The organism is Streptomyces sp. NPDC047981, from assembly GCF_040653315.1.
Taxonomy (GTDB): Bacteria; Actinomycetota; Actinomycetes; order Streptomycetales; family Streptomycetaceae; genus Streptomyces.
Map to the genome: position 1 here is coordinate 65605 of NZ_JBEZNQ010000011.1, position 26146 is coordinate 91750.

Below are 26146 nucleotides of genomic sequence, written 5' to 3' on the forward strand. Positions count from 1 at the left end.
CAGGGTGTTGTGCGGCATTTGTGCACTTATGGTGGGGCGGTGGCCACCGATACCCCGTCGTCCGGGCCCCCGCCCCACGCACCTCGGACGCCCTCCCGCACGCTGCTGCCGCAAGTGCTGCCCGCCCTCGTCGTGGGCGTGCTGGCGGCCCTGCTCTACCTGGGGATCACGTGGATCTCCGAGGAGTTCGAGCACGTGCTCTGGGACACCCTTCCGGACGCGCTCGGGATCGGCGGCTACTCGTCCCTGTGGATGATCGTCATGCTGACCGCGACCGGCATCGTGGTCGGGCTCATCATCTGGAAGGTCCCCGGTCACGCGGGGCCCGACCCTTCCGAGACCGGCCTCGGCGGCGCCCCGCTGGCGCCCTACGTCGTCCCCGGGCTGCTGCTCGCGGGCACGCTCACGCTCGCCGGCGGGGTCAGTCTCGGCCCGGAGAACCCGATCATCGCGGCGAACATCGCGCTCACCTACTGGCTCGGCAGCAAGCTGCGGCCGAACGCCCCGGGCGCCTTCTGGGTCGTGCTGGCCTCGTCCGCCACCATCGGCGCCCTCTTCGGCACCCCGGTGGCCGCCGCCCTCGTCATCTCCGAGGCGCTCGTCCACCAGCCGGGCCCCGGCTCGCTCTGGGACCGGCTCTTCGCACCGCTCCTCGCCGCCGGGGCGGGGTCCCTGACCACGTCCCTGCTCTCGCACCCCACCTTCGACCTGTCGCTCCCTCAGCTGACCGACCCCGGCTGGGGTGACCTGCTCGCCTCGCTGATCGTGGCCACCCTGGCCGCCTGCTTCGGCCTCCTGTGCTGTTACGGCCTGCCCTACGTCCACCGCGCCTTCCGGCGGCTGAAGCACCCGATGCTGATGCTGCCGACCGGCGGTCTGGTCCTCGGCCTGCTGGGCGCGCTCGGTGGGTCCCTGACGCTCTTCAAGGGCCTGGACCAGATGAAGGAGCTCGCCGCGAACCTCGGCGGCTGGTCCTCGGGCGAGCTGGCCAGAATGGCCGTGGTCAAGCTCGTCGCCCTGCTCGTCGCCTCCGCCTGCGGCTTCGTCGGCGGCCGGATCTTCCCCGCCGTGTTCATCGGCGTCGCCTTCGGCATGCTCGCCCAGGCCCTGGTCACGGAGATCCACCCCGCGGTCGCCATCTCCTCCGCCGTCCTCGGTGTGCTGCTCGCGACCACCCGGCAGGGCTGGGTGAGCCTCTTCGTCGCCGCCGTCCTCGCCTCCTCCCCGGCCATGCTCTCGATCCTCTGCCTGGCCTCCCTGCCCGCCTGGCTGGTCGTCACCGGCCGCCCCCAACTCGAACTCGACGAGCACGGCGCCTCGCTGCGCTGACCACCCCCCAAGGAGTTCCCATGGCGTTGCACAAGGGCCCCGACAAGCCCCAGGCCGAGCCGGACCGGCACCTCGCCCTCAACCCGTTCTTCGGTGAGGCCAACCCGGTCGGCGGCATGACCGAGGCCCCGCCCCGCCACCGGCTCCCCGACGGGCCGCTGCCGCCCATGAGCGCCTATCAGCTCGTCCACGACGAGCTGATGCTCGACGGGAACTCCCGGCTGAACCTCGCCACCTTCGTCACCACCTGGATGGAGCCCCAGGCCGGTGTCCTGATGGCCGAGTGCCGCGACAAGAACATGATCGACAAGGACGAGTACCCGCGCACGGCCGAGCTGGAGCGGCGCTGTGTGGCCATGCTGGCCCAGCTGTGGAACGCGCCGGACCCCGCCGCCACCGTCGGTTGCTCCACCACCGGCTCCAGCGAGGCGTGCATGCTCGCCGGCATGGCCCTCAAGCGCCGCTGGGCCAAGCGGAACGCCGACCGCTACCCGGGCAGCGCCCGGCCCAACCTGGTGATGGGCGTCAACGTCCAGGTCTGCTGGGAGAAGTTCTGCAACTTCTGGGAGGTCGAGGCCCGGCTGGTCCCCATGGAGGGCGACCGCTTCCACATGGACGCGGAGTCGGCCGCCGCGCTCTGCGACGAGAACACCATCGGTGTGGTCGCCGTGCTCGGCTCGACCTTCGACGGCTCCTACGAACCGGTCGCGGAGATCTGCGCCGCGCTCGACGCCCTCCAGGAACGGACCGGTCTCGACATCCCCGTACACGTCGACGGCGCCTCCGGCGCGATGATCGCCCCCTTCCTGGACGACGACGTGGTCTGGGACTTCCGGCTGCCGCGGGTCTCCTCGATCAACACCTCCGGTCACAAGTACGGCCTGGTCTACCCGGGCGTCGGCTGGGCGCTGTGGCGCTCGCCCGCCGAACTCCCCGAGGACCTCGTCTTCCGGGTCAACTACCTGGGCGGCGACATGCCGACCTTCGCCCTCAACTTCTCCCGGCCCGGCGCCCAGGTCGTCGCGCAGTACTACACGTTCCTGCGGCTGGGCCGGGAGGGCTACCGCGCGGTCCAGCAGACGACCCGGGACGTCGCCCGCGGGCTCGCCGAACGGATCGAGACCATGGGCGACTTCCGCCTCCTCACCCAGGGCGACCAGCTGCCCGTCTTCGCCTTCACCACCGCCCCCGAGGTCACCAACTTCGACGTCTTCGACGTCTCGCGGCGCCTGCGGGAGAGCGGCTGGCTGGTCCCCGCGTACACCTTCCCCGCCAACCGGGAGGACCTGTCCGTGCTGCGGGTGGTGGCCCGCAACGGCTTCTCCGCCGACCTCGCCGACCTCTTCATCGAGGACCTGCGGCGCCTGCTGCCCGAACTGCGGCGCCAGTCGGGCCCGTCGACCGCCGACCGGGGGGCCGCCACCTCCTTCCACCACTAGAGCCCGTCGTCATCGTTGGTCGCTCGCGCAGGCCAGGGCGAAGGTCGACCAGCGCTCGCCGTCGACCGATATCGCGTACCCGCACGCGGACCCGGAGCGGAGCAGTCCGAGCGGCGTACGGCGGATGAAGCCCGTGCCCTCGCCCGAGGGCCGGAAGCTCCGGCCGCCGTCGACGCTCACGAACTCCCGGTCCTCCGCGGTGATCAGCACCCGGCCCCCGGGGCCCGGTACGGGCAGGCCCTGGAGCGTGCGCGGCTCGTGGACCGGTCCTGTCGTCCACATCCGCTCCCAGGTCCGGCCGCCGTCCAGGGAGCGGTGCAGGGCGCGCATCGGGTTCTTGACCGGGTTCCCGCCCTTCAACTCGCCCATCTCCGCTGCGTAGACGGCGTCCTGGCCGACCGCGACCGCGGTGTACCAGCCCGGTGCGGTGGTCGGGCTCGGCAACTGGCCGATCGACCAGCTGCGGCCCCGGTCCCGCGAGACGGCCACGGCGGCCCGGCCCGAGAGCGGGTCGGTGCCGGAGACCCACCAGGAGCCGTCCGGCTCGGCGACCCCGGCCGGCCTCGGGCCGGGCCCGATCGGCGGACCCTGGGCGAGCGCCCGCCGCCGGCCGTCCTCCGGGTCGATCACGACCAGCCGCTCCCGCGCGCACTCGTCCCGCGCGAGCGGGCCGGAGGACGGCGAACTCGGCTCGGCGCAGTCGGTGGTGAGGACGGCACCGGCCGGGATCACCGGAGTCGTCCCGCTCGTGCGCGTGTCGACCCGTCGCCAGGTCCGCCCGCCGTCCCGGGTGAACCAGGCCCTGCCGGTCTCCGGGCTCGCGCCGCCCTCCTCGATCAGGGCCCGGCCCGGTCCGAGGACCTTCAGGTCGGCCGAGACGCCGTCCATCGGCGCGGTCTCGGGCAGCGGGGAGCGCCGCAGCACCCAGCCCTTCGCACCCCGGTCGAGCACGGCCACGGGCTGGCGGCAGAAGCCGCTCTCCGGCGCCCCCGCGTTCTGCACGCAGTCGGCGAGCAGCGCGAACCCGCTGCCGTCCGCCGCGAAGCCCGGGCTGTGCGACCACCCGGGCAACCCCTCGGCGGACGGTATGCGCGGCGGAGCGCCGGCCGCCCCGCCCCGGCCCCCCTCGCCGGGCGGGCCCGTCGGGCCCGAGACCTCCGGTCGCGGCGCACCCGGTCCGGAGCTCCTCGACGGCCCCGTGCCCCCGTCGCGCGCCCCCACCCCCGCGCACGCCGCCACCACCGCCAGCATCAGCGCCATGACGGCGCCCGTCACTCCGCGAAACCCGCGCATCTCCCGTCCCCCTGTCCCCGAGGCAGACGGTCCTCGGTGAACCGTCTGCCTTGGGTACACCGCTCGACGGCTTCGCGTTCCCACTCCCCCGCGTCGAGTTTCGGAGACGCGCCCGCGCCGCCGCTACGAACCACCTCCGCCGCGACCCGCCTCCGCTACGCGCTCAGCCGCCTGAACCTCCGTACCGCCAGCGGGAAGAAGACCGCGAGGAGCACCAGCGGCCACACCACCGCGGCCCACACGTGCCCCGGCTCGCCGCCCGGGTTGCCGAACAGGTCCCGTACCGCCGTCGCCGTCGCCGACATCGGGTTCCACTCCACGACCGCGCCCAGCCACTCCGGCATGGACTCGGGCGAGGCGAAGGCGTTGGAGAGGAAGCCGACCGGCCAGACCAGGATCTGCACGGCCATCACCAACTCCGGCTTCCCCGCGAGCATCGCGAGGAAGATCCCGATCCAGAGCATGGCGAACCGGAGCAGGAGCAGCAGCCCCAGCGCCGCCACGAACGCCCCCGGGCCCCCGTGCGCCCGCCAGCCGATCGCGTACCCGACGCCGACCATCAGCAGGAGCCCGGCCGCCGACTGGAGCATGTCGGCGGCCGACCGGCCCACCAGGACCGCCCCGTCGACCATCGGCATCGAGCGGAACCGGTCGATCACGCCCTTGTTGAGGTCCTGCGTGACGGCCGTCATCGTCGCTTCGAGGCCGAAGACCATCGTCAGTGTCAGCATGCCGGGCACGAGGAAGTCGACGTACTCGCCCTCGATCCCGCGCCCGCCGCCGACGAGATAGCCGAACATCAGCAGCATCATGATCGGGAAGGCCAGGCCGACCACCATCACGACCGGCTGCCGCGCCCAGTGGGCCAGCTCGCGCCGGGTCATCGTCCAGCAGTCGCTCATCACATACGCCACGCTCATGCCGCCACGCCCTCCGTCGCCTTCTCCTCGTCCGTCTTCTCGTCCCCCGTCAGGTGGAGGAAGACCTCGTCGAGGGTCGGCCGCCGCAGGGCGATGTCCTCCGCCTCGATCCCGGCCGTCTCCAGGGCCCGTACGGTCTCCGCGAGGGCCGCCATCCGGTCCGTCACCGGCGCGCTGATCCGCCGCCGGTCGGCGTCGACGCTCACCTCCCCGGCGGGTACGGGCAGCAGCAGGGCCGCCTCGGCCAGGCGCCGGGCGTCGCGCAGGACCACGTCGATCCGGTCGCCGCCCACCTTCGTCTTCAGCTCGTCCGCCGTGCCGTCGGCGACGACCCGGCCCCGGTCGACGACCGAGATGCGGTCGGCGAGCTGGTCCGCCTCCTCCAGGTACTGGGTGGTGAGCAGGACCGTCGTCCCGCCGCCCACCAGCGAGCGCACCGACTCCCACACCTCGCCCCGGCCCCGGGGGTCGAGCCCGGTCGTGGGCTCGTCGAGGAAGAGCACCTCCGGCTCGGTGATCAGCGAGGCCGCCAGGTCGAGGCGGCGCCGCATGCCGCCGCTGTACTGCTTGACGGGCTTGCGCCCGGTGTCCGTGAGCCCGAACCGCTCCAGGAGTTCGTCGGCCCGCGCGCCCGCCCGGCGGGCGCCCAGGTGGTACAGCCGGCCGAACATCTCCAGGTTCTGCCGGCCGCTCAACTCCTCGTCCACGGCCGCGTGCTGCCCGAGGAGACCCATCCTGCGCCGCACCTCGGCGGCCTGGCTCCGCACGTCGAAGCCCGCCACCCGCACCAGGCCCTCGTCGGCCCGCAGCAGGGTGGCCAGGATCCGCACCACCGTGGTCTTGCCCGCGCCGTTGGGGCCCAGCAGGCCGTGCACCGTGCCGCGCCCCACGCGCAGGTCGAGGCCGTCGAGCGCCTGCTTGTCGCCGTACCGTTTCCGCGCGCCCTCGACGACGATCGCGTCCGTCATTGCAGCCTCCCAGCCCAGTAGTCAAACTTGACCACTCGATCGAAGGTATGCCCCGGCGACTCGATTAGTCAAACTTGATTAGAGAGAATTCTTTCGATGATCTTCCGACTCGGGGTCGGGCTCGTCCGTGGCGAACGGGTTCTCCTCGCCCTCCGCGAGCACACCCACGAAGGGCTCGCCCTCACCCGCGAAGGTGTACGCGCCCGCCTCGATCCGCTCGATGAGACCGAGCGTCCACTCCTTGCCCGCGTCGGACGAGTGGATCCAGAGGTGCATGATCTCGCCGATGTGCCCCAGCTGCTGCGGGCCGCCTTCCGGGGTGTAGTACTCGGTGACGGCCTCGCGCCACTCGTCGAGCGCCCGCACCCGCCGCTTCAGCAGCTCCACGGCCTCCGCCCGGGGGAGGTCGACGATGAAGCCGATCCCCGCGGACAGGACGTCCATCTTCTGGTCGTACGTCGTCAGCGCCTCGCGCAGCAGCGCGAAGTACTCCGCCGTGCCCTCGTCCGTCACCTCGTACTCGGTACGCGGCGGCCCGCCGGCCGTGCTCGGCGCGATCTCGTACGCGCGCAGCAGGCCCTGCTTGGCCATCTGCTTGAGCGCGTGGTAGATCGAACCGGGCTTGGCGTTGGACCACTCGTGCGCGCCCCAGAACTCCAGGTCGTTGCGGACCTGGTAGCCGTGCGCCCGCCCGTGCTGGCGCACCGCGCCGAGGACAAGCAGCCGGATCGCAGACACTCTCGTACCTCCTAGTCAACCTTGACTAGGGTACGGGCCGTATGCCTCCGGCGCCCTACGCTCCCTGCGCTCCCTGCGCTCCCTGCTCCTCCGCGATCAGGGTGAAGGAGTCCTTGCCGTCCAGGGACTCCCGGACGATGTCCGCGTGCCCGGCGTGCCGCCCCATCTCCTGGACCAGGTGGAGCAGCATCCAGCGGATCGAGACCCGGCCGTCCTTGGGGAACCAGGGCGCCGGCGGCAGCGGGAAGGTGTCGTCCAGGCTCGGCACCGCGCGGACGAACTCCTCCGTCTCCTTCGCCACGCCCGCCCAGAAGGCCAGCACCTCGGGGACGGTCTCGTCCTCCACGAGCCGGAAGCCGTCGCCCCAGGTCTCCTGGCTGCGCTGTCGCTCGTTCGGGCGCTGCTGGGCGAGGCGCAGCCAGACCAGCTCCACCTCGGCGACGTGCTTGATCAGCCCGGAGAGGCTGAGCGCGCTCGCGCTGGGGCGGCTCGCCGCCTGCTCCTCGGTGAGACCGAAGGAGGCCCGGCGGATCGCGGCCCGCTGGGCCTCGACGAAGCCGAGGAACGCTCCGCGCTCGTCGCCCTGAGCCTCCGCGGGAACGAATGCGACCATGGGGTCCGCCTTCCTGGCCTGCTACGGCCGAAAGTGAGAGTGGGTGCCGGGGAGTTCTTCCCTCCCGACACCCACCACGTTATGAAGCCTTGCGGACAGCTTCGGTCCTAGACAGTTTCGGCCCCGGAAGGGTCCTGGACGGCCTCGGCCCTGGAAGGGGTCCTGGACAGCCTCAGGTCCTAGAAGGGGAAGCGGCTCCGGCCGTGCTGGATCGAGATCCACTTCTGGGTCGTGAACGCCTCGATCATCGCGTCGCCGTTCAGCCGGCCGACGCCCGAGTGCTTCTCGCCGCCGAACGGCACGATCGGCTCGTCGTGCACGGTGCCGTCGTTGATGTGGATCATGCCGGTGTGGATGCGCTTGGCGACCCGTACGCCCCGCTCGATGTCACCGGTGTGGACGGCGCCGCTGAGGCCGTACGGGGTGTCGTTGGCGATCCGGACGGCCTCCTCCTCGCCGTCGAAGGGGATCACGAGGGCGACCGGGCCGAAGATCTCCTGGCTCAGGACGGGCGCGTCGGCCGGCAGGCCGCCGAGGACGGACGGGGAGACCACGTTGCCGTCGGCGGAGCCGTGCAGCAGCGCCGTCGCGCCGGCCGCCACGGCCTGCTCGACGACGGCGGAGACGGACTCGGCCTGCTGGGAGTTGATGAGCGGGCCGATGTGGGTGGCGGGGTCGGCCGGGTCGCCGACGCGCAGCGTCTTCACCTTGGCGACGAACTTCTCGGTGAACTCCGCCTCCACCGTGCGGTCCACCAGGATCCGGTTGGCGGCCATGCAGACCTGGCCCTGGTGCACGAAGCGGCTGAAGACCGCCGCGTCCACGGCGTAGTCGACGTCGGCGTCGTCGAGGACGATGAGGGCGCTGTTGCCGCCGAGTTCGAGGACGGCGTGCTTGAAGTTCTGCGCGCAGACGGTGGCGACGTGGCGGCCGACCTTGTCGGAGCCGGTGAAGGAGATGACCTTCGGGACCGGGTGCGTGAGGAGCGCGTCGCCGATCTCGGCGATGTCGGTGACGACGACGTTCAGCAGACCGGCCGGGAGACCGGCGTCCTCCAGGACCTTCGCGACGAGCGTGCCACCGCAGATCGGGGTGTTCTGGTGCGGCTTGAGGACCACCGCGTTGCCGAGCGCGAGGGCGGGCGCGACGGACTTGAGGGAGAGCAGGAAGGGGAAGTTGAAGGGCGAGATGACGCCGACGACACCGACCGGGAGGCGGTAGACCCGGTTCTCCTTGCCGTCGACCGGCGAGGGCAGGATGCTGCCCTCGGGGCGCAGGGCCAGATGGATCGCCTCGCGCAGGAACTCCTTGGCGAGGTGCAGCTCGAAGCCCGCCTTCAGGCGCGTACCGCCCAGCTCGGCGACGATCATGTCGCCGAGTTCCTGCTCGCGCTCCTCGACGATCCGCAGCGCGCGCTCGAAGACGAGCCGGCGGGTGTAGGGGTTGGTCTCGGCCCACTCGCGCTGGGCGCGCTCGGCGGCGCGGTAGGCGCGGTCGACCTCGCCGGCGGTGGCGACGGTGATCGAGGCGAGCTTCTCCCCGGTGTACGGGTTGAAGTCGATGATGTCCCACGAGCCGCTGCCCGGCTTCCACTCGCCGTCTATGTACTGGTGAGCCAGGTCGGTGAAGTAGGACATGAGGCGAGACCCCTTAACCCGCGGTGGCGGACGCTGTGGCGACCGTGACGGCCGGGACGGCTGTGCACCCCGAGTCTTCCGAGACGGCCGGAAATGCTGATGTCACGTCATCGTACTGACGTCCTACGTGAGTTGAAGGAGTCCTCGGAGAAGATCACGACTTTCGGCCGGATCGGGACTCTCCTCGGCCAGCCGCTCCATCACGCGCGCGTACTGGGCGACCTCCTCACGCTTGTCGAGGTACAGCGCGCTGGTCAGCTGCTCCAGATAGACGACGTCGGAGAGATCGGACTCCGGGAAGCTCAGCATGGTGAACGCGCCGCTCTCGCCCGCGTGCCCGCCATAGCTGAAGGGCATCACCTGGAGCGTGATGTGCGGGTGCTCGGAGATCTCGATCAGATGCCTCAACTGACCCTGCATCACGGCCCGGTCGCCGTAGGGGCGGCGCAGCGCCGCCTCGTCGAGGACGGCGTGGAAGTGCGGGGCGCGCTCGGAGACGAGGACCTTCTGCCGCTCCAGGCGGAGCGCGACACGGCGGTCGATCTCGGCGCGCGGGGCGTCGGGCATGCCGCGGGTGACGACGGCGTGCGCGTACGCCTCGGTCTGCAACAGGCCGTGGACGAACTGGACTTCGTAGATCCTGATGAGCGAGGCGGCGCCCTCCAGGCCGATGTACGTCTGGAACCAGCCGGGCAGCACGTCGCCGAAGCTGTGCCACCAGCCCGCCACGTTGGCCTCGCGGGCAAGGCCGAGCAGCGAGCCGCGCTCGGACTCGTCGCTGACCCCGTAGAGCGTGAGCAGGTCCTCGACGTCCCTTGCCTTGAAGCTCACCCTGCCCAACTCCATACGACTGATCTTGGATTCCGACGCACGGATCGAGTAACCGGCCGCCTCACGGGTGATGCCGCGCGATTCGCGCAACCGCCTCAGCTGCGAACCCAGCAGGATGCGCCGTACGACGCTTCCGCTCGCTCCGCTCGATTCGACTGCGGTCACGGCTCCAGCCTCTCCTTCGCGGTCACGGGCCCCCGGAGCCCCGGATTCTGCCACTAAACGCTTCAGCCCGTACACATTCGATTACGGAAAGACGGCGACTTCAGGGCGACTTCCTGATCAAGGCGAAACAAGTACCCAGAAGATATGCACAGAATCGGCACGGGGGTGGACAGGTCAGGCGCGTGCACGTGCATCTGCCCTTGCATCCAGTGGTCGCATTCGGAACGATGGACCCCGCGCAACCGCACCACATCCGCGATTCGCCGCGATTCCCGGGAGTGCCTCGCATGGGGACGAATGGATCGACCATGCTCGAGCCGTTACGGCAGGGGCTTCCGCCGATCGATCCCGCCACGGTCTCCAACTCGGCCTCCTGCGCCCTGCCGCCCGCGTACGAAGCGGTGCGCGGCGCACGGAAGTTCACCCGGGCCACGCTCACGCAGTGGGATCTCACCGAGCGCTTCGACGACGTCGCGCTGGTCGTCTCCGAACTCGTCACCAACGCCCTGCGCCACGCGCTCCCGTCGGAGTCCGCCGCGGACGAGGGCCGCAACAGCCCCCCGGTCCGCCTGCACCTGATGCGCTGGACGAGCCGCCTGGTCTGCGCGGTGCGCGACCCCAGCCACAAGACCCCGGAGACGCGCTCGGGGGACGAGGACTTCGCGGCGGAGTCGGGGCGCGGGCTGTTCCTGGTCGACTCCTTCAGCGACAGCTGGGGCTGGCACCCGCTGGCCGGGACGCTCCAGGGCAAGGTGGTGTGGGCGCTCTTCCGGCTCGGACCGGAGTGACGCGCGAAGGCGTACGCACGCGCGCATGTACGCCCGCAGTACGCCGGCCAGTACGCCCGCACGCACGCGCGCGTACACAGGCAGCGCGTACACGGACAGAGGGAAGGGCCCCGGCATCCTGCCGGGGCCCTTCCCTTATGCGCGTGCGTGTGCGCGTGCGCTTGCGCGTGGGTCGCGTCAGACGAGGTGGTCGAACTCCCCGTCCTTGATGCCGAGAAGCATCGCCTCTATCTCGGCGGGCGTGTAGACGAGCGCGGGTCCGTCCGGGTGGCGCGAGTTGCGCACGGCGACGTTCCCGCCCGGCAGCTTGGCGAACTCCACGCAGGAACCCTGGGAGTTGCTGTGCCGGCTCTTCTGCCACACGACACCGTGGAGCTCCGTGGCCGCCATGCCGTTGTACGCGTGATGCGCGTGCGCATGATGCACTGGTAGCTCCCCGAGATGATTGGTGCAGGTGTCAACTTCCTCGGATCATAGCTGTGTTCATATGCCAATGCATGAGCAGATGCACGTGCACGGGGGGTGGCGTAGCGACTACGCGACTCCGTGCGAGCGAGTCCGCGTCAGCGGGCTACCGACGAGTAGGGCAAGAGCGCCATTTCCCGGGCGTTCTTGACGGCCCTGGCGATCTGGCGCTGCTGCTGGGCACTCACTCCCGTCACCCTACGGCTTCGGATCTTCCCCCGGTCGGAGACGAACTTCCGCAGAAGGTCGGTGTTCTTGTAGTCCACATAAGAGACGCCGTCGCGATCCAGGGGGTTCCGGCGCGGCTTGGCCGGCTTGCGGGGGGACTTGGGGGGCACGGGGTCAGACCTCCAGGAGGGAGTCGAAGGCGGGCGGGAGCAGCTTCCAGGCCTCGCGCCCGGCGGCGTACTCGGCATCGGTGAGCAGGCAGGAGTCGAGGACCTCGGCAAGGCCCTCGCGATCCAGGCCGGGCGAGGTGAAGACCAGGTGCTGGCAGCGGTCTCCGTGCTCGGGATGCCAGTCCATGGCGGCGGCGGCACGGCGGACGGGCGGGATCATCTCCCAGGCCGCGTCGGGCAGCGAGACCAGCCAGGGCCCGACGCCCTCGACGCAGAGCGCGCCGCCGGCCGCGTCCCAGTGGAGCAGGACATCGGGCTTGTCGGCGAGCCAGAACCGGCCGCGGCTGCGGGCGGCGGCGCAGGTCAGTTCCTCCAGTGCCGCGTAGAGGCGCTCGGGGTGGAACGGCCGGGTGTGGTGCCAGACGAAGGTGGTCACCCCGCTGTCGTCCGCGTCCTGGGGCAGCAGGGCGCACGCCGGGTGCTGGGCGGCCGCGGCGGCCTCGACGTCGAAGCCCGCGAGGGCGGCGGCGGCCAGCTCGCGGTCGGCATCGGCGCCCCGGGGGCCGATGGCGATCCGCCGTGCGGTGGGGTGGAGTTGGGCGAGCAGCGCGCGGTCCGTGTCGTCGGCGGCGAGTTCGCCCTCCGGCGCGTCGACGACCGCGAGGACGGGCGCGTACTCCAGCTGGCGCGCCCAGGTGTCGGCCACGGTCCGCTGGTCGGTGGCGGCGGCCGCGAGTCCGACGTCGGCGAGGTCGTCGCCGTTGCCGAGGCAGGGCAGGACGAGGGCCGGGTCGACGGCGGTGATCACGGCGGTCAACCGGAGCCCGGCCGCGACCACGACCTCGGCCATCGCCTTCGGCTCGACGGAGTCCCAGAGTTCGACGACCGCGAGCCGGGTGAGCCCGGAGTCGGCCAGCCGCCGCAGCTCGGGGACGAGGTCCTCGCGCAGGGCGCAGCAGGCGCAGTCGTTGACGAGCGGGGTCTCGCCGGTGGACAGGACCCCGGTGGCGTCGCGGACCGTACGGGCGACGGTCCCGGTCTCCGAGGCGGTCGCCAGGTCGTGGTGGAGCGCGACGCTGCCGGGGACGGCGGCGAGGAGCCGGTCCACGGTGGTGCGGCGGGCCTCGGAGTGCAGCCCGCCGACGAGGGCGACGGAGAGGGCGGCCGGGCCCGCCGGGGGGTGCGTGGACATCAGCGCGCCGCCTCGCGGCGCCCGTACCGCTGCTCGAAGCGCTCCACGCGGCCGGCGGTGTCGAGGACGCGCGCGGTGCCGGTGTAGAAGGGGTGGCTCGCCGAGGAGATCTCGACGTCCACGACGGGGTAGGTGTTGCCGTCCTCCCACACCACGGTCTTCAGGCCGTCGCGCGCGGCGAGCGTGGAGCGGGTGAGGAAGGCGAGATCGCCGGCCTTGTCACGGAAGACGACCGGGCCGTACGGGGGGTGGATGCCGTGGCGCATGGGTGCTCAGCGCTCCTCTCGGAAGTCGACGTGCCAGCCCGCGACGGGGTCGTACTTGCGCAGGGTGAGGCGGTCGGGGTTGTTGCGGCGGTTCTTGCGAGTGACGTAGGTGAAGCCGGTGCCGGCGGTGGACCGGAGCTTGATGATCGGGCGGAGTTCGTTGCGGGCCATGGTGTGTAGAGTAAATGAAAATGGTTCTCGTTTCCAAAAGAATCCTCGGATTCCCGGGAGAGGTAGGTCACCCTTGTCCGCCCACTGCCAGCTGACCGGCGCACAGCCCGGCTTCGGCAACCGCATCTCGCACTCCCACCGCCGCACGTCACGACGGTTCGACCCGAACATCCAGAAGAAGCGCTACTGGCTGCCGAGCGAGGGCCGGCACGTCCGGCTGACGCTGAGCGCCCGCGCGATCAAGACCGTCGACACGATCGGGATCGAGGCCGCCGTGGCCCGGATCCGGGCGCGGGGGGTGCGGGTCTGATGGCGAAGAAGAGCAAGATCGCGCGCAACGAGCGGCGGCGGGGCGTGGTGGAGCGGTACGCGGAGCGCCGGGCCGAACTGAAGGAGATCATCCGGCGGCCGAACACGCCGGAGGCCGAACGGGAGGCGGCGGTACGCGAGTTGCGCCGCCAGCCCCGCGACGCGAGCGCGACGCGGGTGCGCAACCGGGACGCGGTGGACGGGCGGCCGCGGGGGCATCTGCGGAAGTTCGGCATCTCGCGGGTACGACTGCGGCAGCAGGCCCACGCGGGGTTCCTGCCGGGGGTGCGGAAGGCCAGCTGGTAGGCGGGGGTGGGGTGAGGGGGCGGTTCCGTTCCGGGTCAGGGCGGGGGCGGGGGCGGAGGTGAGGGGCTCCCCCGGGTCCGGGGCGCGCGTCAGGGGTGGGGGCGGAGGTGAGGGGCTCCCCCGGGTCCGGGGCGCGCGTCAGGGGTGGGGCTGGGGGGCGGGGTTGGGGGTGAGGGACTCCGACAGGTCGTCCAAGGCGTCCAGAAGCAGACCCGCCCCCTTGCGCAGCAGCGGGTCCTCCAGCAGCGGCGCGCAGGCCGCGACGGTCTCGCGCAGCTCGTCCCACTCCGGCGCCCTGCGCTCCCGTACCGCCTTGCCGCCCCGTTCCGTCGACCGGCGCAGCGCCTCCGCGAGGGTCGCGGCGGCCGGGACGGGCGGGGCGCCGCGTTCCGGCAGATGCGCCTCCATCAGCATCGCGACCCGGCCGAACTGGGCCAGCGCGTGCTCCGCGTCGTCCGCCGCCGCACGCGAAAGGCCGCGGTGGCGGACCGGCTCGTGGGTCGCCCGGTCCAGGGCCTCCTGCCAGGCGATCCGGGTGGCCCGGGTGGCGAGCAGCGCCTCGCGCACGTCGGCGCAGACCGGGCCCGCCGGGTCGGCGTAGTGGGCCACGACGGAGGCGGCGTAACGGCCGTCGGTGACCAGCCAGTCGGCGAGCCGACCGCGCAGCCGGGGCGTCTCCCAGGCGGGGTAGACGGCGTACGCGAGCATCGCGAGGACCCCGCCGACGAGGGTGAGGACCACCCGCTCGAACACGGTCTGGGTCCAGGCCGAACCGCCCATGCCGAGCAGGAAGACGACGTACGCGGAGACGCACACCTGGCTCGCGGCGTACCCGGTGCGCATCAGCAGGTACATCCCGAAGGCGCAGGCCACGGCGAGGGCGGCGGAGGCGTACACGCCCGGGTCGGCGACCTCGACGACGGCGGTGGCGAGGGCGACGCCGACGAGGGTGCCGCCGAAACGGGCGACGGAACGGGAGTACGTCTGCGAGAAGTCGGGGCGCATGACCATCACGGAGGCCATCGGGGCCCAGTAGCCGTGACCGAGGGGCAGGGCGGAGCCCAGGACGTAGCCGGTGGCGGTGACGGCGGTGACGCGGACGGCGTGCCGGAGGACCGGGGAGTCGGGGCGGAGTTCGGCGCGCATGCGGGCGAGGACGACGGGGGTGAGGCGGAGGAGGGTGGGGCGGGCGCGGGCCTGTGCGGTGGATTCGGTGCGGGACCGGGTGCCGGATTCGGTGCGGGACCCGGTGCCGGGTTCGGTGCCGGGTCCGATGCCAGGTTCGGTGCCGGGTTCGGTGCGGGTTTCCGTACGGGGATCGGCGGTCTCGACGACGTCGTCGAGGAGGGCGGCGAGGCGGACGGCGGCGCGGCGGGGAGCGCCGCCGAGGAGGGCGCCGGTGTCGGGGGTGCGGAGGGCGGCGACGGCTGCGGGCGGTAGGTCGACGGGCTCACCGTGCCGGATGGCGTGGGCGGCGGCGTCCTGGACGGAGGCGGCCGCGGCGAGGAGTTCGCGGACCTGGTCGCGTGCCGGGCCCTCGGCGGAGGCGCCGACGGCCGGGTCGGCAAGGGAGGCGAGCACGGGGCGGATGCGCTCGGCGAGGCCCCGCGCGCCGTGGAGTTCGGCGGGGCGGCGGCGGGCCTGGCGGGGCGTCACGGCGGCGGCGCTGCGGGCGGTCATGAGCGGGACCGGGTCGAAGGCGGCGGTGGGGTCGTGGCGCAGGCGCCGGGCGTAGTCCGCCTCGGCGGCGAGGGCGTCGGCGAGCGCGTCGCGCTGGGCGCCCCAGCGGCGGACGGGGAGGAGGACGACGAGGGCCGCCTGGACGAGGCCGCCGACGGCGATCATCGCGGCGTGGCCGGCGGCCTCGGCGACGGAGGTCGGGAGGGTGACGGTGACCAGCATCATCGCGACGTTGGAGGAGGCGATGATCCCGACGGTGGGGCCCGCGGCCCAGGCGAGGCCCGACAGGAACGTCCAGACGGCGAGCAGGGCGAGGAAGAGGGCGGGGTGGGAGCCGGCGCCGGTGACGTAGCCGAGGAAGGTGGAGACGGCGAGGCTGGCACCCGAGGCGAGGGCGAGGGTGGGGCGGGGGCGCCAGGACCGCTGGAACGTGGCGATGGCGGCCTGGAAGGCGCCGAACGCGGAGCTGATGGCGGCTCCCGGGCCGAAGAGCGCGAGCGTCGCACCGACGACGAGGGCGAGGCCGAGGGCTGCGCGGGCGGCGACGAGCGGTTCGAGCCGTCGCCGTTCGACGGTGAGCCCGGAACGGGCGGTCGCTTTCAGGGCCCGGAGCCAGCTCATGGCGGGAGCCTATCCGCGAAGCGGTATGAACGGGATGATTCGCCCCCCACCCCGCCCCTTCCCGAAACCCTGCCGGGGGCGGGGGTGGGTAAGGCGGGGGGGCGAGGCGGGGAGCGCGGGCGAGCAGGGGGCACCGAGGGCGGGGCCGGGGGCCGAAGGGCTCGGGAAGCCGGAGGAGAGCCGGGGCGCGGAGGGCCGCGGGAACCGGACGCACGCAGGGCCCCGGAGGGCGGAGGGCTCACACCCGGAGGTTTCAGACGCCCCGGAGATCGGGGGCTTGGGGCCCAGGAGCCGGGGCCCGTGGGCTTGTTCGGGGGACGGCGCGCCTGGCTTAGGGGGAGGTGGTGCACGTTGGGCAGGCGGGGGCCCGGGAGGGGGGCGTGGTGCGGCGTTGGCGCCGCCACGGCAGCCACTGGCACTGCGGTGTGGCGTTGGCGCCGCCGCGGGCAGTCATTGGCGCTGCGGTGTGGCGTTGGCGCCGCCGCGGCGGTTATTGGCGCCAGCATTGGCGCCAATGGCGCCAGGATGCCTTGTGGGGAGAAAGTGAGCAGTTCAGGGCGCCTCGCGATCGCAATCGCACCCCTACCGACGGGGATCGACGGAGCCTGCACGGCACCTGACCCCAGAGCAATCACTCGCCATGGCGCCATGCATGTGCCATCATGGCGCCACTCGCAGTTCGCGTGCGTCGAGGCGGCGAAGGGGTCGGGTCATGGAGACAGCGGAGAGCGGCACGCAGCACGCGGCGCCCGGTGCCTTCGTGGCCTTCGCGCGGTTCGTGCTCTGCGGTGGGGGCGTGGGGATCGCGTCCAGTTTCGGGGTGGCCGCGCTCGCCGCCCTCGTTCCCTGGGCGGTGGCGAACGCCCTCGTCGCCGTCGTCTCGACGCTCCTCGCCACCGAGCTGCACGCGCGCTTCACCTTCGGTGCGGGAGGGCGCGCGACCCGGCGCCAGCACCTGCAGTCGGCCGGGTCGGCGGCGGCCGCGTACGCGGTGACCTGTGTCGCGATGTTCGTCCTGCAGCAGCTCGTGGCCTCGCCCGGCGCGGTGCTCGAGCAGGTCGTCTACCTCTCCGCCTCCGCGCTCGCCGGAGTCGCCCGGTTCGCCGTTCTGCGGCTCGTCGTCTTCGCCCGCGAGCGGTCCGCCCGGAGCGTGTCCCTCGCCAGGAACGTCGACACGGACGCGCTCTGCCGCGCCGCCTGACCCGTGAGGCCCTGGGCCCTGGCCCTAGCCGCCCTCGACCTCCCCCTGGCCCGCCCGCCCCAGGCCCGCCGCGTTCGCGGCCGTCGTGCCGTGGGACCAGCCCGCCTCGTCCCACATCGCGCGGACCCGGGTCGTGCGGGTCCGCGGGAACATCTCGTCCGTGTGCGACGTGACGGCCGCCTCGCGGCTGCGCAGCGCCGGAAGCAGCGTGGGCTCCTCCGCCGACACCCGGCGCGCGGTCGCCGCGAGACGAGAGCCGAGCCGGTTCGCGTACGCCAGCAGGAACGACTGCCGGAAGGACTTCGTACGCCTCCGGCCGCCCGCCCGCTGCTCCGCCTCCGCGCGCGTCATCGCCGCCGTCCCCTGGACGAGGAGCGACGTGTACAGCAGCTCCACCGGATCCAGGTCCGCCTCGAAGCCGACCACCGTCGAGAAGCCGTACGGCTCGTTCCACACCGCCCGGCAGTGGTTCGCCGTCGCCACCGCGTCCAGCAGGATCGCCTTCGCCTGCTCGTACGGCGGCTCCACCCCGACCCGTAGCGCCCCCGGCACATCGCCCGAGGGCGTGCGCGACGCCAGCGCCGCCTCGTCCAGACTGTGCCGGGCCATCAGCTCCTGGGCCTTGGCGGTCAGCGCCTCCGCCTCCTCCGGGTACCCCGTCGCCTCGGCCTTCGCCAGCAGCGCGCGGACCCGCGTCAGCATCCGCGGCTCCCCCGCCGCCGGCGCCGGAAGCGCGTCGCCCGGGACCGGGCCCACCGGTTCGAGGGACGGCAGCCGGACCAGGAGGCGGTACAGCTCGAGGGTCGTCGTCGCCGACGAGAAGCGGTCCGCGCCCCGGGCGGGCTTCGTGTCCAGGTCGGCGAGTTGGGCGGCCCAGCGGTGCGGCAGGTGTGCGTAGCCCGCCGTCTCCGCCGCGATCAAGACCCCTGCCAGGCGTACGTGCTCCTCCGCCAGGTCCCGTCTCACCAGGCGTACGAGATCCGCCGGCTGCCAGCCCCGCTCCCATGCCCTGCGTACGAACTCCTCACCCCGGCGCGCCAGTTCCGCGTCCGCCGAGCGGTCGGCCGCGAGCAGCGACGCCGCCGTGTCGAGGAGCGCGTCCTCGTCCGTGTACAGGGCGGTCTCCAGGGCCCTGTCCACCGTCGTCCCCGTGCTCATGACTGCTTCGCGTCCCATTCCTCGCGCGCGCGGCCGATCACCGCGCGGTGGTCGAGCGACCAGTCGATCAGTTGCTTGATCAGGTGCGTCATGCTGTGCCCCGTCTCCGTCAGCGCGTACTCCACCTGTGGCGGGGTCGTCGGGTACACCGTCCGCGTCACCAGTCCGTCCCGCTCCAGACGGCGCAGGGTCAGGGTCAGCATGCGCTGCGAGATGCCGGTGACCAGGCGCTGCAGCTCCTTGAAGCGCCGTGGGCCCGCGGCCAGTTCGACGACCACGTGCACGGTCCACTTGTCGCCGAGGCGGTCCTGCACATCCCGTACCCCGCACTCCTCCGCACAGCTCACCAGGGGGTCGGCGGCTCCCGCCCCACTGGTTACCTCGGTGTGCCCCTCGTACACGAATGTGCCTCCTTACAAGATCCCCGCCTTGCCTCCAGCATGGTCCGACAGGGACGGAACCACGAAACCAGGGGGAATCATGCTGCTCGTCACCGGTGTCTCCGGCGGCCTCGGCTCGCTCGTCGCGGAGCGCCTCGCGGGGCGCGAGGACGTGCTCCTCGGCACCCGGGCCGGGCTGCCCGGCACCCGGCACGTCGACTTCGACGCGCCCGCGAGCCTGCCGGAAGCCTTCGCCGGGGTGGACACCCTGCTGCTGATCTCGGCCGGGTACGGCGAGGACGACGTCGTGATCGCCCGGCACGAGGCCGCGATATCCGCCGCCGAGGCCGCCGGAGTCCGGCACGTCGTCTACACCAGCCTCTCCGGCGACGGCGACCATCTCACGTACTCCCTCGCCCACCGCTGGACCGAGCGGCGGCTCCAGCGGTCGAGCGTGGAGTGGACGGTGCTGCGCAACGGGCTGTACGCCGAGTTCCTCACCTGGATCGCGACGCCCGACGCCGACAACCGCATCACCGCGCCCCTCGGGAACGGCAGGCTCGCCGCCGTGGCGCGGGCGGACCTCGCCGAGATCGCGGTCCGCGTCGCCACCGACCCGGCCGCGCACGCCGGCCGCACCTACGAGCTCGTCGGCGAGCGCCCGCTCGGCGGGGCGGACCTGGCGGAGGCCCTGGGCGCCACGTACGCCCCCGGGACGCTCGCCGAGGCACGCACGGCGATCGCGACCTCCGGGGCCGTGGACTTCCAGGTGCCGATGCTGACGGGCACGTATTCGGCCATCGCCCACGGCTTCCTGGACGGTACGGGGGTCAAGAGCGACCTGCGGGAGCTGCTGGGGCGGGCGCCGCTGGACGCGCTGGAGGTGTTCGTGGCGACGGTGCGGCGGGGGTAGCGCGGACGGTCGTACGGCGCGGACGGTCGTACGGCGGGGACAGGCGTACGGCGGCCGCGGACAGCAGTACGGCGGGGGCAGCCGTACGGCGGGGGTAGGGCCAGGCATACCTCGGAGACGCCCTTCAGCGGTCGTGATCCGAGGGCGCGGAGACGATTCGCTGGGGGCATGACCTCAACGAACCCCATCGACCGTTCCGACCGCTCCGACCGCTCCCCCATCGCCGTTCGGCTGGTGGGTCTTCGCCGCCATCACCGGGACGTGCGGGCCCTGGACGGCGTCGACCTGGACTTCCGCGCCGGGACCTTCACCGCCGTCATGGGGCCCTCCGGCTCCGGCAAGTCCACGCTGCTGCAGTGCGCGGCGGGCCTCGACCGGCCCACGGGCGGCACGGTCGAGGTGGGCGGGGTCGGTCTCGCGGGGCTGAGCGAGCGGCGGTTGACCCTGCTGCGGCGGGACCGGATCGGCTTCGTCTTCCAGTCGTTCAACCTGCTGCCCTCGCTGACGGCCGCCCAGAACGTGGCCCTGCCGCTGCGCCTCGCGGGGCGGCGGGTGTCGCGGGGTGAGGTGCGGGCGGCCCTTGAACGGGTCGGGCTCGGTGGGCGGGAGCGCCACCGGCCCGGGGAGCTGTCCGGTGGGCAGCAGCAACGGGTCGCGATCGCGCGGGCGTTGATCACGCGCCCGGCGGTGCTCTTCGGCGACGAGCCGACCGGCGCCCTCGACTCCACCACCAGCCGCGAGGTCCTGACGATGCTGCGGGAGCTGGTGGACCGGGACGGCCAGACGATCATCATGGTCACGCACGACCCGGTGGCTGCGGCCCGGGCGGACCGGGTGGTGTTCCTCGTCGACGGGACGGTGGCGGGTGAGCTGTACCGGCCCACGGTGGAGGGGGTCGCGGGGCGGATGGCCGGCCTTGAGGCGGGTGCAGGGGCGGCTGGTACGTCGACGGTGGCGGGTGCGCCAGCGGCCGCCACGTCCACGGCGGCCTCCGGCGTGGAGGTCCTGCCGTGCTGACCGTCGTCCTCGCCGGGCTGCGCGCCCGTTGGGCCGCCTTCCTCGGCAGCTTCGTCGCCCTCGCGCTCGGCGTCGGGCTCCTCACGACCATGGGCCTCGGCCTCTCCGCCACCTTCGACCCGCCCGAGCGGGCCCCGCAGCGGTTCGCGGCGGCGCCCGTGGTCGTGAAGGGGCGGGACGCGGTCACGGTCGAGGTACGGCGCGGTCCTGCCACCGCCACCGTCTCGCAGAAGCTCGACCGTCCACAGGCTGTGGATATCGAACTGCTTGGCGAGCTGAAGGCACGCTGGACCGTCACCACCGCCGGTGGCCCCGACGCCGTCGGGGTCCACGGCCCCGCCGCCGAGGTCCGTACGCTCGTCGGCGACCGGGCCAGGGTGCTCACCGGGGACGAGCGGCGGTTCGCCGACCCCGAACCGGAGAGGGACGCCGAGGCGCTCGTCGCCGTCAACGCGCTCCTCGGCACGGCCGGGGGCGTCACGACCTTCGTGTCCGTCTTCGTCGTCGCGTCCACCTTCGCGTTCGCGGTCGCCCTGCGGCGGCGGGAGTTCGGACTGCTGCGGACGGCGGGCGCGACGCCCGGTCAGGTGCGGCGGATGCTGCTCGCGGAGGCCGCCGGGGTCGGTGTGCTCGCCTCGGCCGCCGGGTGCGCGCTGGGCGGGTGGGCGGCGCCCTGGCTGGCACGGGTGCTGGTGGACGGGGGGCTCGCGCCCGAGTGGTTCGCGATCGGCGGGGCCGCGTGGCCCTTCCACGTCGCCTTCTGGACGGGCGTGACCGTCGCCCTCGCGGGGGCCTTCGCCGCGTCGCGGCGGGCGGGGAAGGTCGGTCCTGCGGACGCGCTGCGGGACGCGGACGTCGACCGGGACGTGCTGCCGCTCGGCCGGGCGCTGCTCGGCACGGGCCTGCTGGTGACGGGCGCGGCGCTGCTGGTGTGGACGTGTGTCACCGAGCCGTCGGAGCTGCTGAAGCGCAAGACGTACACGACCGTGCCCATGCTCCTCATCACGGGCGTGGCCCTGCTGGCCCCGGTGCTGGTCGGGCCGGTGGCGCGCGCGGTGCGGCTGCCGGGGGCGACGGGGATGCTCGTACGGGAGAACAGCGCGGCGGCCGTCCGCCGTACCGCCGCCGTCGCCGCGCCCGTCCTCGTGACGGTCGCGCTGGCCGGCTCGCTGCTGGGGGCGTCGGCGACGGTCACGAGCACGAAGGCGGCGGAGGCGCGGGAGCAGACCCGGGCGGAGTGGGTGGTGACGGGCGACGACCTGCGGCCGGTGCCGGGCACGTCGGCGACGGGCGCCACCTCGGTCTTCGTACGGGACGGGGAGGAGGCGCTGGTGAAGTACGGGGCGCGGGCGGTGTCCGACCCGGCGGCCTTCGCGGAACTGTCGCGGCTGCCGGTGGTGGCCGGGGACGTGGCCGACCTGGACGACCGGTCGATCGTCGTGAACGAGGAGTTCGAGCGGCGGACGGTGGGTGACGTGGTGGAGGTGTGGCGCGCGGACGGGAGCGGTCCGGTCCGGCTGCGGGTGGCGGCGGTACTCGCGCTCGGGACCGGTGACAACGGCCCGTACGTGACGCGGGCGAACGCCCCGGGGGCGGTCGTGGACCGGATCGACGCGCGGGGGGTGGGAGCGAGGGCGGGAGCCTCGCCGGAGCCCCGGGCGGAGGCCGCCGGGACCGTACAGGGCGTGGACGCGGAGGCGCCGGCCGCTGCCGCCGGGACCGTACAGGGCGTGGACGCGGAGGCGCCGGCCGCTGCCGGCAGGACCGTACGGAGCGTGGACGCGGAGGCCTTGGCCGCTGCGGGCGGGACCGTGCGGAGCGTGGAGGACTGGGCCGCCGCCGCGCACCCGGCGTCGAGCCCGGAGGCCCGGCTCGGCCTGCTCCTGGTCCTCGGCATCGCCCTCGTCTACACGGTGATCGCGCTCGCCAACACGCTCCTCATGGCGACCTCGGTACGGGGCGCGGAACTGGCCGCGCTCCGTCTGGCCGGCGCCACCCGCGCCCAGATCCTGCGGGTCGTGACGGGCGAGTCGGCGCTCGCGGTGGCGATCGGCACGGCGCTGGGCCTCACGGTGACGGCGGCCTGTCTGGCCGTCCAGGGCGCCGCCCTCGCGGCCCTCTCGGCCCCGGTCTCGCTCACCGTTCCCTGGACCGCCGTCGGCGCGGCGGCGGCCACCTGCGCCCTCGTCGCGGCGACCGCCTCCGCCCTCCCCGCGTGGCGCGCGACGCGCTGAGCGGCGAAGGTAGGTGGACGGGGCGGTGACCAGGGTCGGAGCCGGGTCACCGCCCCGTCCTGGTTCCTGAGGCCAGAGGGCGGACCGGTGGGGGCAGGGTCAGGTCATCGAGGGGGTCAGGGGCAGAGCGCCGCCCGCGTTCACGACCCCGTCGGTCGCTTCGGCGGGATCGCGGCCTCGATGTGGGCGAGATGGGCGGCGAGGATCTCCTCGAACGCGGCACGGCGGTCCGCCCCGAGCGGCCGGACATCGCGCGCGAAGTGGGCGAGGGCGGGGAACCGTTCGGGGTCCGCGCCCAGTGCCGAGACGCGGAACAACTCCAGTCCCTGCTCGTACTCGTCGGCGGTCATGGTGCCGACCCCGCCCTCGGACGCGATCAGCGAGGCGATGAGGACCGTGAGCCGGTGGTAGCGCTCGGGGATCTCCTCGTCGGGCAGCCCGGACGCCCGCAGCGCCTGCAGGAGCTCCTCCATGGCGAGCCGGGAGCCGGTACCTCCTGACGCGTAGCGGCCCCAGACCGCGGCGACCTGCGGCTGCCGGCCGAACGCCTCCCGTACGCGCAGGGCCAGGGCGGTGATGCGCTGCTTCCAGTCGCCCTCGGGGCGGTAGCCCTCCATGGCGGAGACGAGGATCCGGTCGGCGAGCGCCCGCAGCAACTCGGTCTTGCTGCGGAAATGCCGGTAGAGGCTGGAGGAGTCGGTCCCGAGGGCCGCGCCGAGCTTGCGCACACTGAACGACTCGGCGTCGCCCGTGCGCAGCAGCTCCGCCGCCGCGTCCAGGATCTCCTCGGTCGACCATCGCCTTCGACCTGCCATCTCACCCCTCTCGCCAACAGCCAGCCTAACCTATGCACTTGGCGTTGCACGCACCGCGTGCATAATGTGTGCGTGAACCTGAAGCGCGGCCTGCACCGAGCGGGCCGACGTACCGCTCGTGCCCTGTCACCCCGGTCCGGCGACCTCTGCGGAGCTCGACCCCGGGGCCTATGAAAGGACGCAAGTCGTGAGGAACGCACTGAACCCCGATGAGCTGAACGCGGCCATCGAGAACGTCCACCGCGCCGGGATGCCGGGCCTGTTCGCCGAAGTACGCGACGGCGAGCAGGTCTGGCGGGGCGCCGCCGGGGTCGCCGACGTCGAGACCGGGCGCCCCGTCACGGCCGACATGCGGCATCGCGTCGGCAGCGTCACCAAGACCTTCACCAGCGTCGCGGTGCTGCGGGAGGTCGAGAGCGGCCGGATCGCACTCGACGCGCCGATCGGCCGGTACCTCCCCCGGCTGGTTCCGGGGGCACGCGGCGAGGCGATCACGGTCCGGATGCTGATCAACCACACCAGCGGCCTCGCCGAGTACTTCCCCTACGCCTATCCGTCCCTCAAGGCCTACCCCGACCTCGCGAACACCGGGCCCCAGAGCCTGGACGACAACCGGCTCACGCGCTTCCACCCCACCGAACTCATCGCGATGGGCGTCGCCGCACCACCCGCCGGCGCCCCGGGCGCCACTCCGGGGCTGTACTCCAACACCAACTACCTGCTCCTGGGCGAACTCCTGGAGCGGGTGACGGGCACGACGGCCGAGCGGTACATCACCCGCAACGTCATCGAGCGCGCCGGACTCCGCGACACCGAACTCCCCACCGGGCCCGACATCGACGGGCCGCACTCGCGGATCTACGAGGCGTGGTTCGGCATGATCGACCCGCCGCGCGACTACAGCGTGTTCGACATGTCATGGGCAGGGTTGGCGGGCTCACTGATATCGACCGTCGCCGACCTCAACCGTTTCTACGGTCTGCTGCTGGCCGGCGAGATCGTCAGCCCTTCGTCACTGGCGCAGATGCGACGCACCGTCCCGGTCGTCACCCAGGACGGAAAGACGAACGACTACGGCCTGGGCCTGTACCCGATGGAAGCCCCTGGCCAGGCCACCTTCTGGGGCCACGGCGGCACGGTCTGGGGTGCCGGAACGCTGGCCATGACCCGTGCCGACGGAAGGCGGCGGATGGCCGTCGCGGTGAACCTGCAGAGGCCCAACCGGCTCGACTCCTCGGGCCGACCGGAGCCCCATGCGATCGACCACGCGCTCGACGCCCTCTACCGCGTCGCGATGTACGGCTGACCGACACCCACCGAGGACGGCCCGGCGCACGGGGCGGGTTCCCTGAAGTCGGTCGGGGAACCCTGCCCGCCAAGGGCCCGTACGCGCTCAGGGCAGGAGGATCAACTTGCCCTGTGCGCGGGACGATTCGCTCAGCTCCTGGGCGCGTGCCGCATCCTTCAGGGGGAAGGTCTGCGCCACGCGGAGCGTCAGGGCGCCCGTCGTCGCCAGTTTCGCGTGGGTGGTGAGGTCCTCGCGGACCTTCTCCCGGTCGCCGATGACGCCCGAGAAGACGATGCCGTGGGCCTCCGCGTCCGGCGCCGCGATCGTGACGATGCGGGTCTTCTCGCCCGCCATCAACTCGATCGAGACCGGAAGCGTGTCGTGGCCCGCCGCGTCGAAGACCGCGTCGACGCCGTCGGGGGCCGCCGCGCGGACGCGGGCCGCGAGGCCCTCGCCGTACGTCACCGGGATCGCGCCCAGGGACTTCAGGTACGCGTGGTTCCGCTCCGACGCCGTGCCGATCACCGTCACGCCCGCCGCGACCGCCAGTTGGACCGCCGCCGAGCCGACCGCGCCCGCCGCACCGTGCAGCAGCAGCGTCTCGCCCGCCCGCACGCCGAGGAGGTCCAGCACCCGTTCCGCCGTCTCGCCCGCCACGGGGAGGCTCGCCGCCTGCTCCCAGGAGAGTTCCGCCGGCTTCGGGACCCACAGGTCCGACAGCGCGTACTGGGCGTAGGCGCCCGTCGTCGTCCACCCCAGGATCTCATCGCCGACCCGCACCCCCGTGACCCCGGGCCCCAGCGCGTCCACCGTGCCCGCGAACTCCAGGCCCGGCACCGCGGGGAACGTCGTCGGGTAGAACGCCTCCACCCAGCCGTAACGGCGCTTGTGGTCCACCGGGTTGACGCCCACCGCCGCCACCCTCACGCGGATCTCGCCCTCCCCCGGCTCGGGCACCGCGAGCCCCGACACATGGCGCAGGACCTCCGGGCCGCCGAACTCCTCGTACACGATCGCTTCCATCTCGGCCTCCGTGGACCCTCGTTGACTGCCGTTCGTCGTCGAGGTCCA

At 73.0% G+C, this 26146-nt stretch carries 27 protein-coding genes; 10 read left to right on the top strand and 17 right to left on the bottom strand.

Translation table 11 applies throughout. The annotated features are described in order from the left end of the window. The first annotated feature begins 39 nt into the window (after positions 1-39). Positions 40-1329, top strand: a complete 1290-nt coding sequence (locus AB0E14_RS09525; protein ID WP_362414269.1) for an ion channel protein — start codon at positions 40-42, stop codon at positions 1327-1329. 20 nt (positions 1330-1349) lie between these two features. Next, positions 1350-2768 carry a glutamate decarboxylase gene (locus AB0E14_RS09530; RefSeq protein WP_362414271.1) on the top strand — a complete coding sequence of 473 codons (1419 nt, stop codon included), beginning with the start codon at positions 1350-1352 and terminating at the stop codon, positions 2766-2768. Positions 2769-2777: 9 nt separating this feature from the next. Here the strand turns inward: AB0E14_RS09530 and AB0E14_RS09535 are convergent, their stop codons facing one another. From AB0E14_RS09535 to AB0E14_RS09565, 7 genes are all read right to left on the bottom strand, one after another. Next, complete coding sequence (locus AB0E14_RS09535) at positions 2778-4061, bottom strand: sialidase family protein (protein ID WP_362414273.1); 1284 nt, start codon at positions 4059-4061, stop codon at positions 2778-2780. Between the two features lie 155 nt (positions 4062-4216). Next, on the bottom strand, positions 4217-4981 hold the full coding sequence (locus AB0E14_RS09540; protein ID WP_362414275.1) for an ABC transporter permease: 765 nt from the start codon (positions 4979-4981) through the stop codon (positions 4217-4219). Next, a complete protein-coding gene (locus tag AB0E14_RS09545) occupies positions 4978-5949 on the bottom strand; it encodes an ATP-binding cassette domain-containing protein (RefSeq protein ID WP_362414277.1) in 972 nt (323 codons plus the stop codon). Before AB0E14_RS09545 ends, AB0E14_RS09540 begins: the two co-directional genes overlap by 4 nt. Positions 5950-6027: 78 nt before the next feature. Then, on the bottom strand, positions 6028-6687 hold the full coding sequence (locus AB0E14_RS09550; RefSeq protein ID WP_362414279.1) for a PadR family transcriptional regulator: 660 nt from the start codon (positions 6685-6687) through the stop codon (positions 6028-6030). Positions 6688-6742: 55 nt separating this feature from the next. Further along, positions 6743-7300: a DinB family protein gene (locus AB0E14_RS09555; protein WP_362414281.1), complete on the bottom strand. Its 558-nt coding sequence runs from the start codon at positions 7298-7300 to the stop codon at positions 6743-6745. Between the two features lie 179 nt (positions 7301-7479). After that, the gene (locus AB0E14_RS09560) at positions 7480-8937 is read right to left on the bottom strand and encodes an aldehyde dehydrogenase family protein (protein WP_362414283.1); all 1458 of its coding nucleotides are present in this window, start codon (positions 8935-8937) and stop codon (positions 7480-7482) included. 123 nt (positions 8938-9060) lie between these two features. Next, positions 9061-9933 (bottom strand): helix-turn-helix transcriptional regulator, encoded by an 873-nt coding sequence (locus AB0E14_RS09565; protein ID WP_362414285.1) that lies wholly within the window; start codon positions 9931-9933, stop codon positions 9061-9063. 287 nt (positions 9934-10220) lie between these two features. On the opposite strand from AB0E14_RS09565, the gene AB0E14_RS09570 reads away from it, so the two are divergent. Further along, on the top strand, positions 10221-10721 hold the full coding sequence (locus AB0E14_RS09570; protein ID WP_362414287.1) for an ATP-binding protein: 501 nt from the start codon (positions 10221-10223) through the stop codon (positions 10719-10721). Positions 10722-10898: 177 nt separating this feature from the next. Here AB0E14_RS09570 and AB0E14_RS09575 read toward each other — a convergent pair whose 3' ends face one another. The 5 genes from AB0E14_RS09575 to rpmG form a co-directional block, all read right to left on the bottom strand. Then, a complete protein-coding gene (locus AB0E14_RS09575) occupies positions 10899-11111 on the bottom strand; it encodes a DUF397 domain-containing protein (RefSeq protein ID WP_315892628.1) in 213 nt (70 codons plus the stop codon). A 173-nt stretch (positions 11112-11284) separates the two neighbouring features. Next, entirely contained in the window at positions 11285-11524 is a 240-nt protein-coding gene (gene rpsR, locus AB0E14_RS09580; RefSeq protein WP_362414289.1) for a 30S ribosomal protein S18, read from the bottom strand. A gap of 4 nt (positions 11525-11528) precedes the next feature. Beyond that, positions 11529-12716 (bottom strand): GTP-binding protein, encoded by a 1188-nt coding sequence (locus AB0E14_RS09585; protein ID WP_362414291.1) that lies wholly within the window; start codon positions 12714-12716, stop codon positions 11529-11531. Next, positions 12716-12982, bottom strand: coding sequence for a type B 50S ribosomal protein L31 (locus AB0E14_RS09590; RefSeq protein ID WP_362414294.1), 267 nt, complete (start codon positions 12980-12982; stop codon positions 12716-12718). Before AB0E14_RS09590 ends, AB0E14_RS09585 begins: the two co-directional genes overlap by 1 nt. Positions 12983-12988: 6 nt before the next feature. Further along, positions 12989-13153 carry a 50S ribosomal protein L33 gene (gene rpmG, locus AB0E14_RS09595; protein WP_362414296.1) on the bottom strand — a complete coding sequence of 55 codons (165 nt, stop codon included), beginning with the start codon at positions 13151-13153 and terminating at the stop codon, positions 12989-12991. A 73-nt stretch (positions 13154-13226) separates the two neighbouring features. On the opposite strand from rpmG, the gene rpmB reads away from it, so the two are divergent. Both rpmB and rpsN read left to right on the top strand, forming a co-directional pair. Further along, the gene (gene rpmB, locus AB0E14_RS09600; protein WP_362414298.1) at positions 13227-13463 is read left to right on the top strand and encodes a 50S ribosomal protein L28; all 237 of its coding nucleotides are present in this window, start codon (positions 13227-13229) and stop codon (positions 13461-13463) included. Then, positions 13463-13768: a 30S ribosomal protein S14 gene (gene rpsN / locus AB0E14_RS09605; protein ID WP_362414300.1), complete on the top strand. Its 306-nt coding sequence runs from the start codon at positions 13463-13465 to the stop codon at positions 13766-13768. The genes rpmB and rpsN overlap by 1 nt, the downstream gene beginning before the upstream one ends. Positions 13769-13906: 138 nt before the next feature. Here rpsN and AB0E14_RS09610 read toward each other — a convergent pair whose 3' ends face one another. Then, positions 13907-16069 carry an FUSC family protein gene (locus tag AB0E14_RS09610; protein ID WP_362414302.1) on the bottom strand — a complete coding sequence of 721 codons (2163 nt, stop codon included), beginning with the start codon at positions 16067-16069 and terminating at the stop codon, positions 13907-13909. Positions 16070-16781: 712 nt separating this feature from the next. On the opposite strand from AB0E14_RS09610, the gene AB0E14_RS09615 reads away from it, so the two are divergent. Further along, positions 16782-17270, top strand: a complete 489-nt coding sequence (locus AB0E14_RS09615; RefSeq protein WP_362414304.1) for a hypothetical protein — start codon at positions 16782-16784, stop codon at positions 17268-17270. Between the two features lie 24 nt (positions 17271-17294). Here AB0E14_RS09615 and AB0E14_RS09620 read toward each other — a convergent pair whose 3' ends face one another. Beyond that, a complete protein-coding gene (locus AB0E14_RS09620; RefSeq protein ID WP_362414306.1) occupies positions 17295-18428 on the bottom strand; it encodes a DUF2786 domain-containing protein in 1134 nt (377 codons plus the stop codon). Beyond that, positions 18425-18829 carry a helix-turn-helix domain-containing protein gene (locus tag AB0E14_RS09625; RefSeq protein WP_362414308.1) on the bottom strand — a complete coding sequence of 135 codons (405 nt, stop codon included), beginning with the start codon at positions 18827-18829 and terminating at the stop codon, positions 18425-18427. The genes AB0E14_RS09620 and AB0E14_RS09625 overlap by 4 nt, the downstream gene beginning before the upstream one ends. Before the next feature lie 79 nt (positions 18830-18908). Here AB0E14_RS09625 and AB0E14_RS09630 point away from each other — a divergent pair, with 79 nt between their 5' ends. From AB0E14_RS09630 to AB0E14_RS09640, 3 genes are all read left to right on the top strand, one after another. Beyond that, positions 18909-19721: an NAD(P)H-binding protein gene (locus AB0E14_RS09630; protein ID WP_362414310.1), complete on the top strand. Its 813-nt coding sequence runs from the start codon at positions 18909-18911 to the stop codon at positions 19719-19721. A 168-nt stretch (positions 19722-19889) separates the two neighbouring features. Then, positions 19890-20738 carry an ABC transporter ATP-binding protein gene (locus tag AB0E14_RS09635; RefSeq protein ID WP_362414312.1) on the top strand — a complete coding sequence of 283 codons (849 nt, stop codon included), beginning with the start codon at positions 19890-19892 and terminating at the stop codon, positions 20736-20738. Beyond that, on the top strand, positions 20732-22972 hold the full coding sequence (locus AB0E14_RS09640; RefSeq protein ID WP_362414314.1) for an FtsX-like permease family protein: 2241 nt from the start codon (positions 20732-20734) through the stop codon (positions 22970-22972). Before AB0E14_RS09635 ends, AB0E14_RS09640 begins: the two co-directional genes overlap by 7 nt. Before the next feature lie 140 nt (positions 22973-23112). Here the strand turns inward: AB0E14_RS09640 and AB0E14_RS09645 are convergent, their stop codons facing one another. Further along, a complete protein-coding gene (locus tag AB0E14_RS09645; RefSeq protein ID WP_362414316.1) occupies positions 23113-23787 on the bottom strand; it encodes a helix-turn-helix domain-containing protein in 675 nt (224 codons plus the stop codon). 187 nt (positions 23788-23974) lie between these two features. Here AB0E14_RS09645 and AB0E14_RS09650 point away from each other — a divergent pair, with 187 nt between their 5' ends. Beyond that, positions 23975-25093 carry a serine hydrolase domain-containing protein gene (locus AB0E14_RS09650; RefSeq protein WP_362414318.1) on the top strand — a complete coding sequence of 373 codons (1119 nt, stop codon included), beginning with the start codon at positions 23975-23977 and terminating at the stop codon, positions 25091-25093. Positions 25094-25180: 87 nt separating this feature from the next. Here AB0E14_RS09650 and AB0E14_RS09655 read toward each other — a convergent pair whose 3' ends face one another. Further along, positions 25181-26098, bottom strand: a complete 918-nt coding sequence (locus AB0E14_RS09655) for an NADP-dependent oxidoreductase (protein WP_362414320.1) — start codon at positions 26096-26098, stop codon at positions 25181-25183. Positions 26099-26146 lie beyond the last annotated feature (48 nt).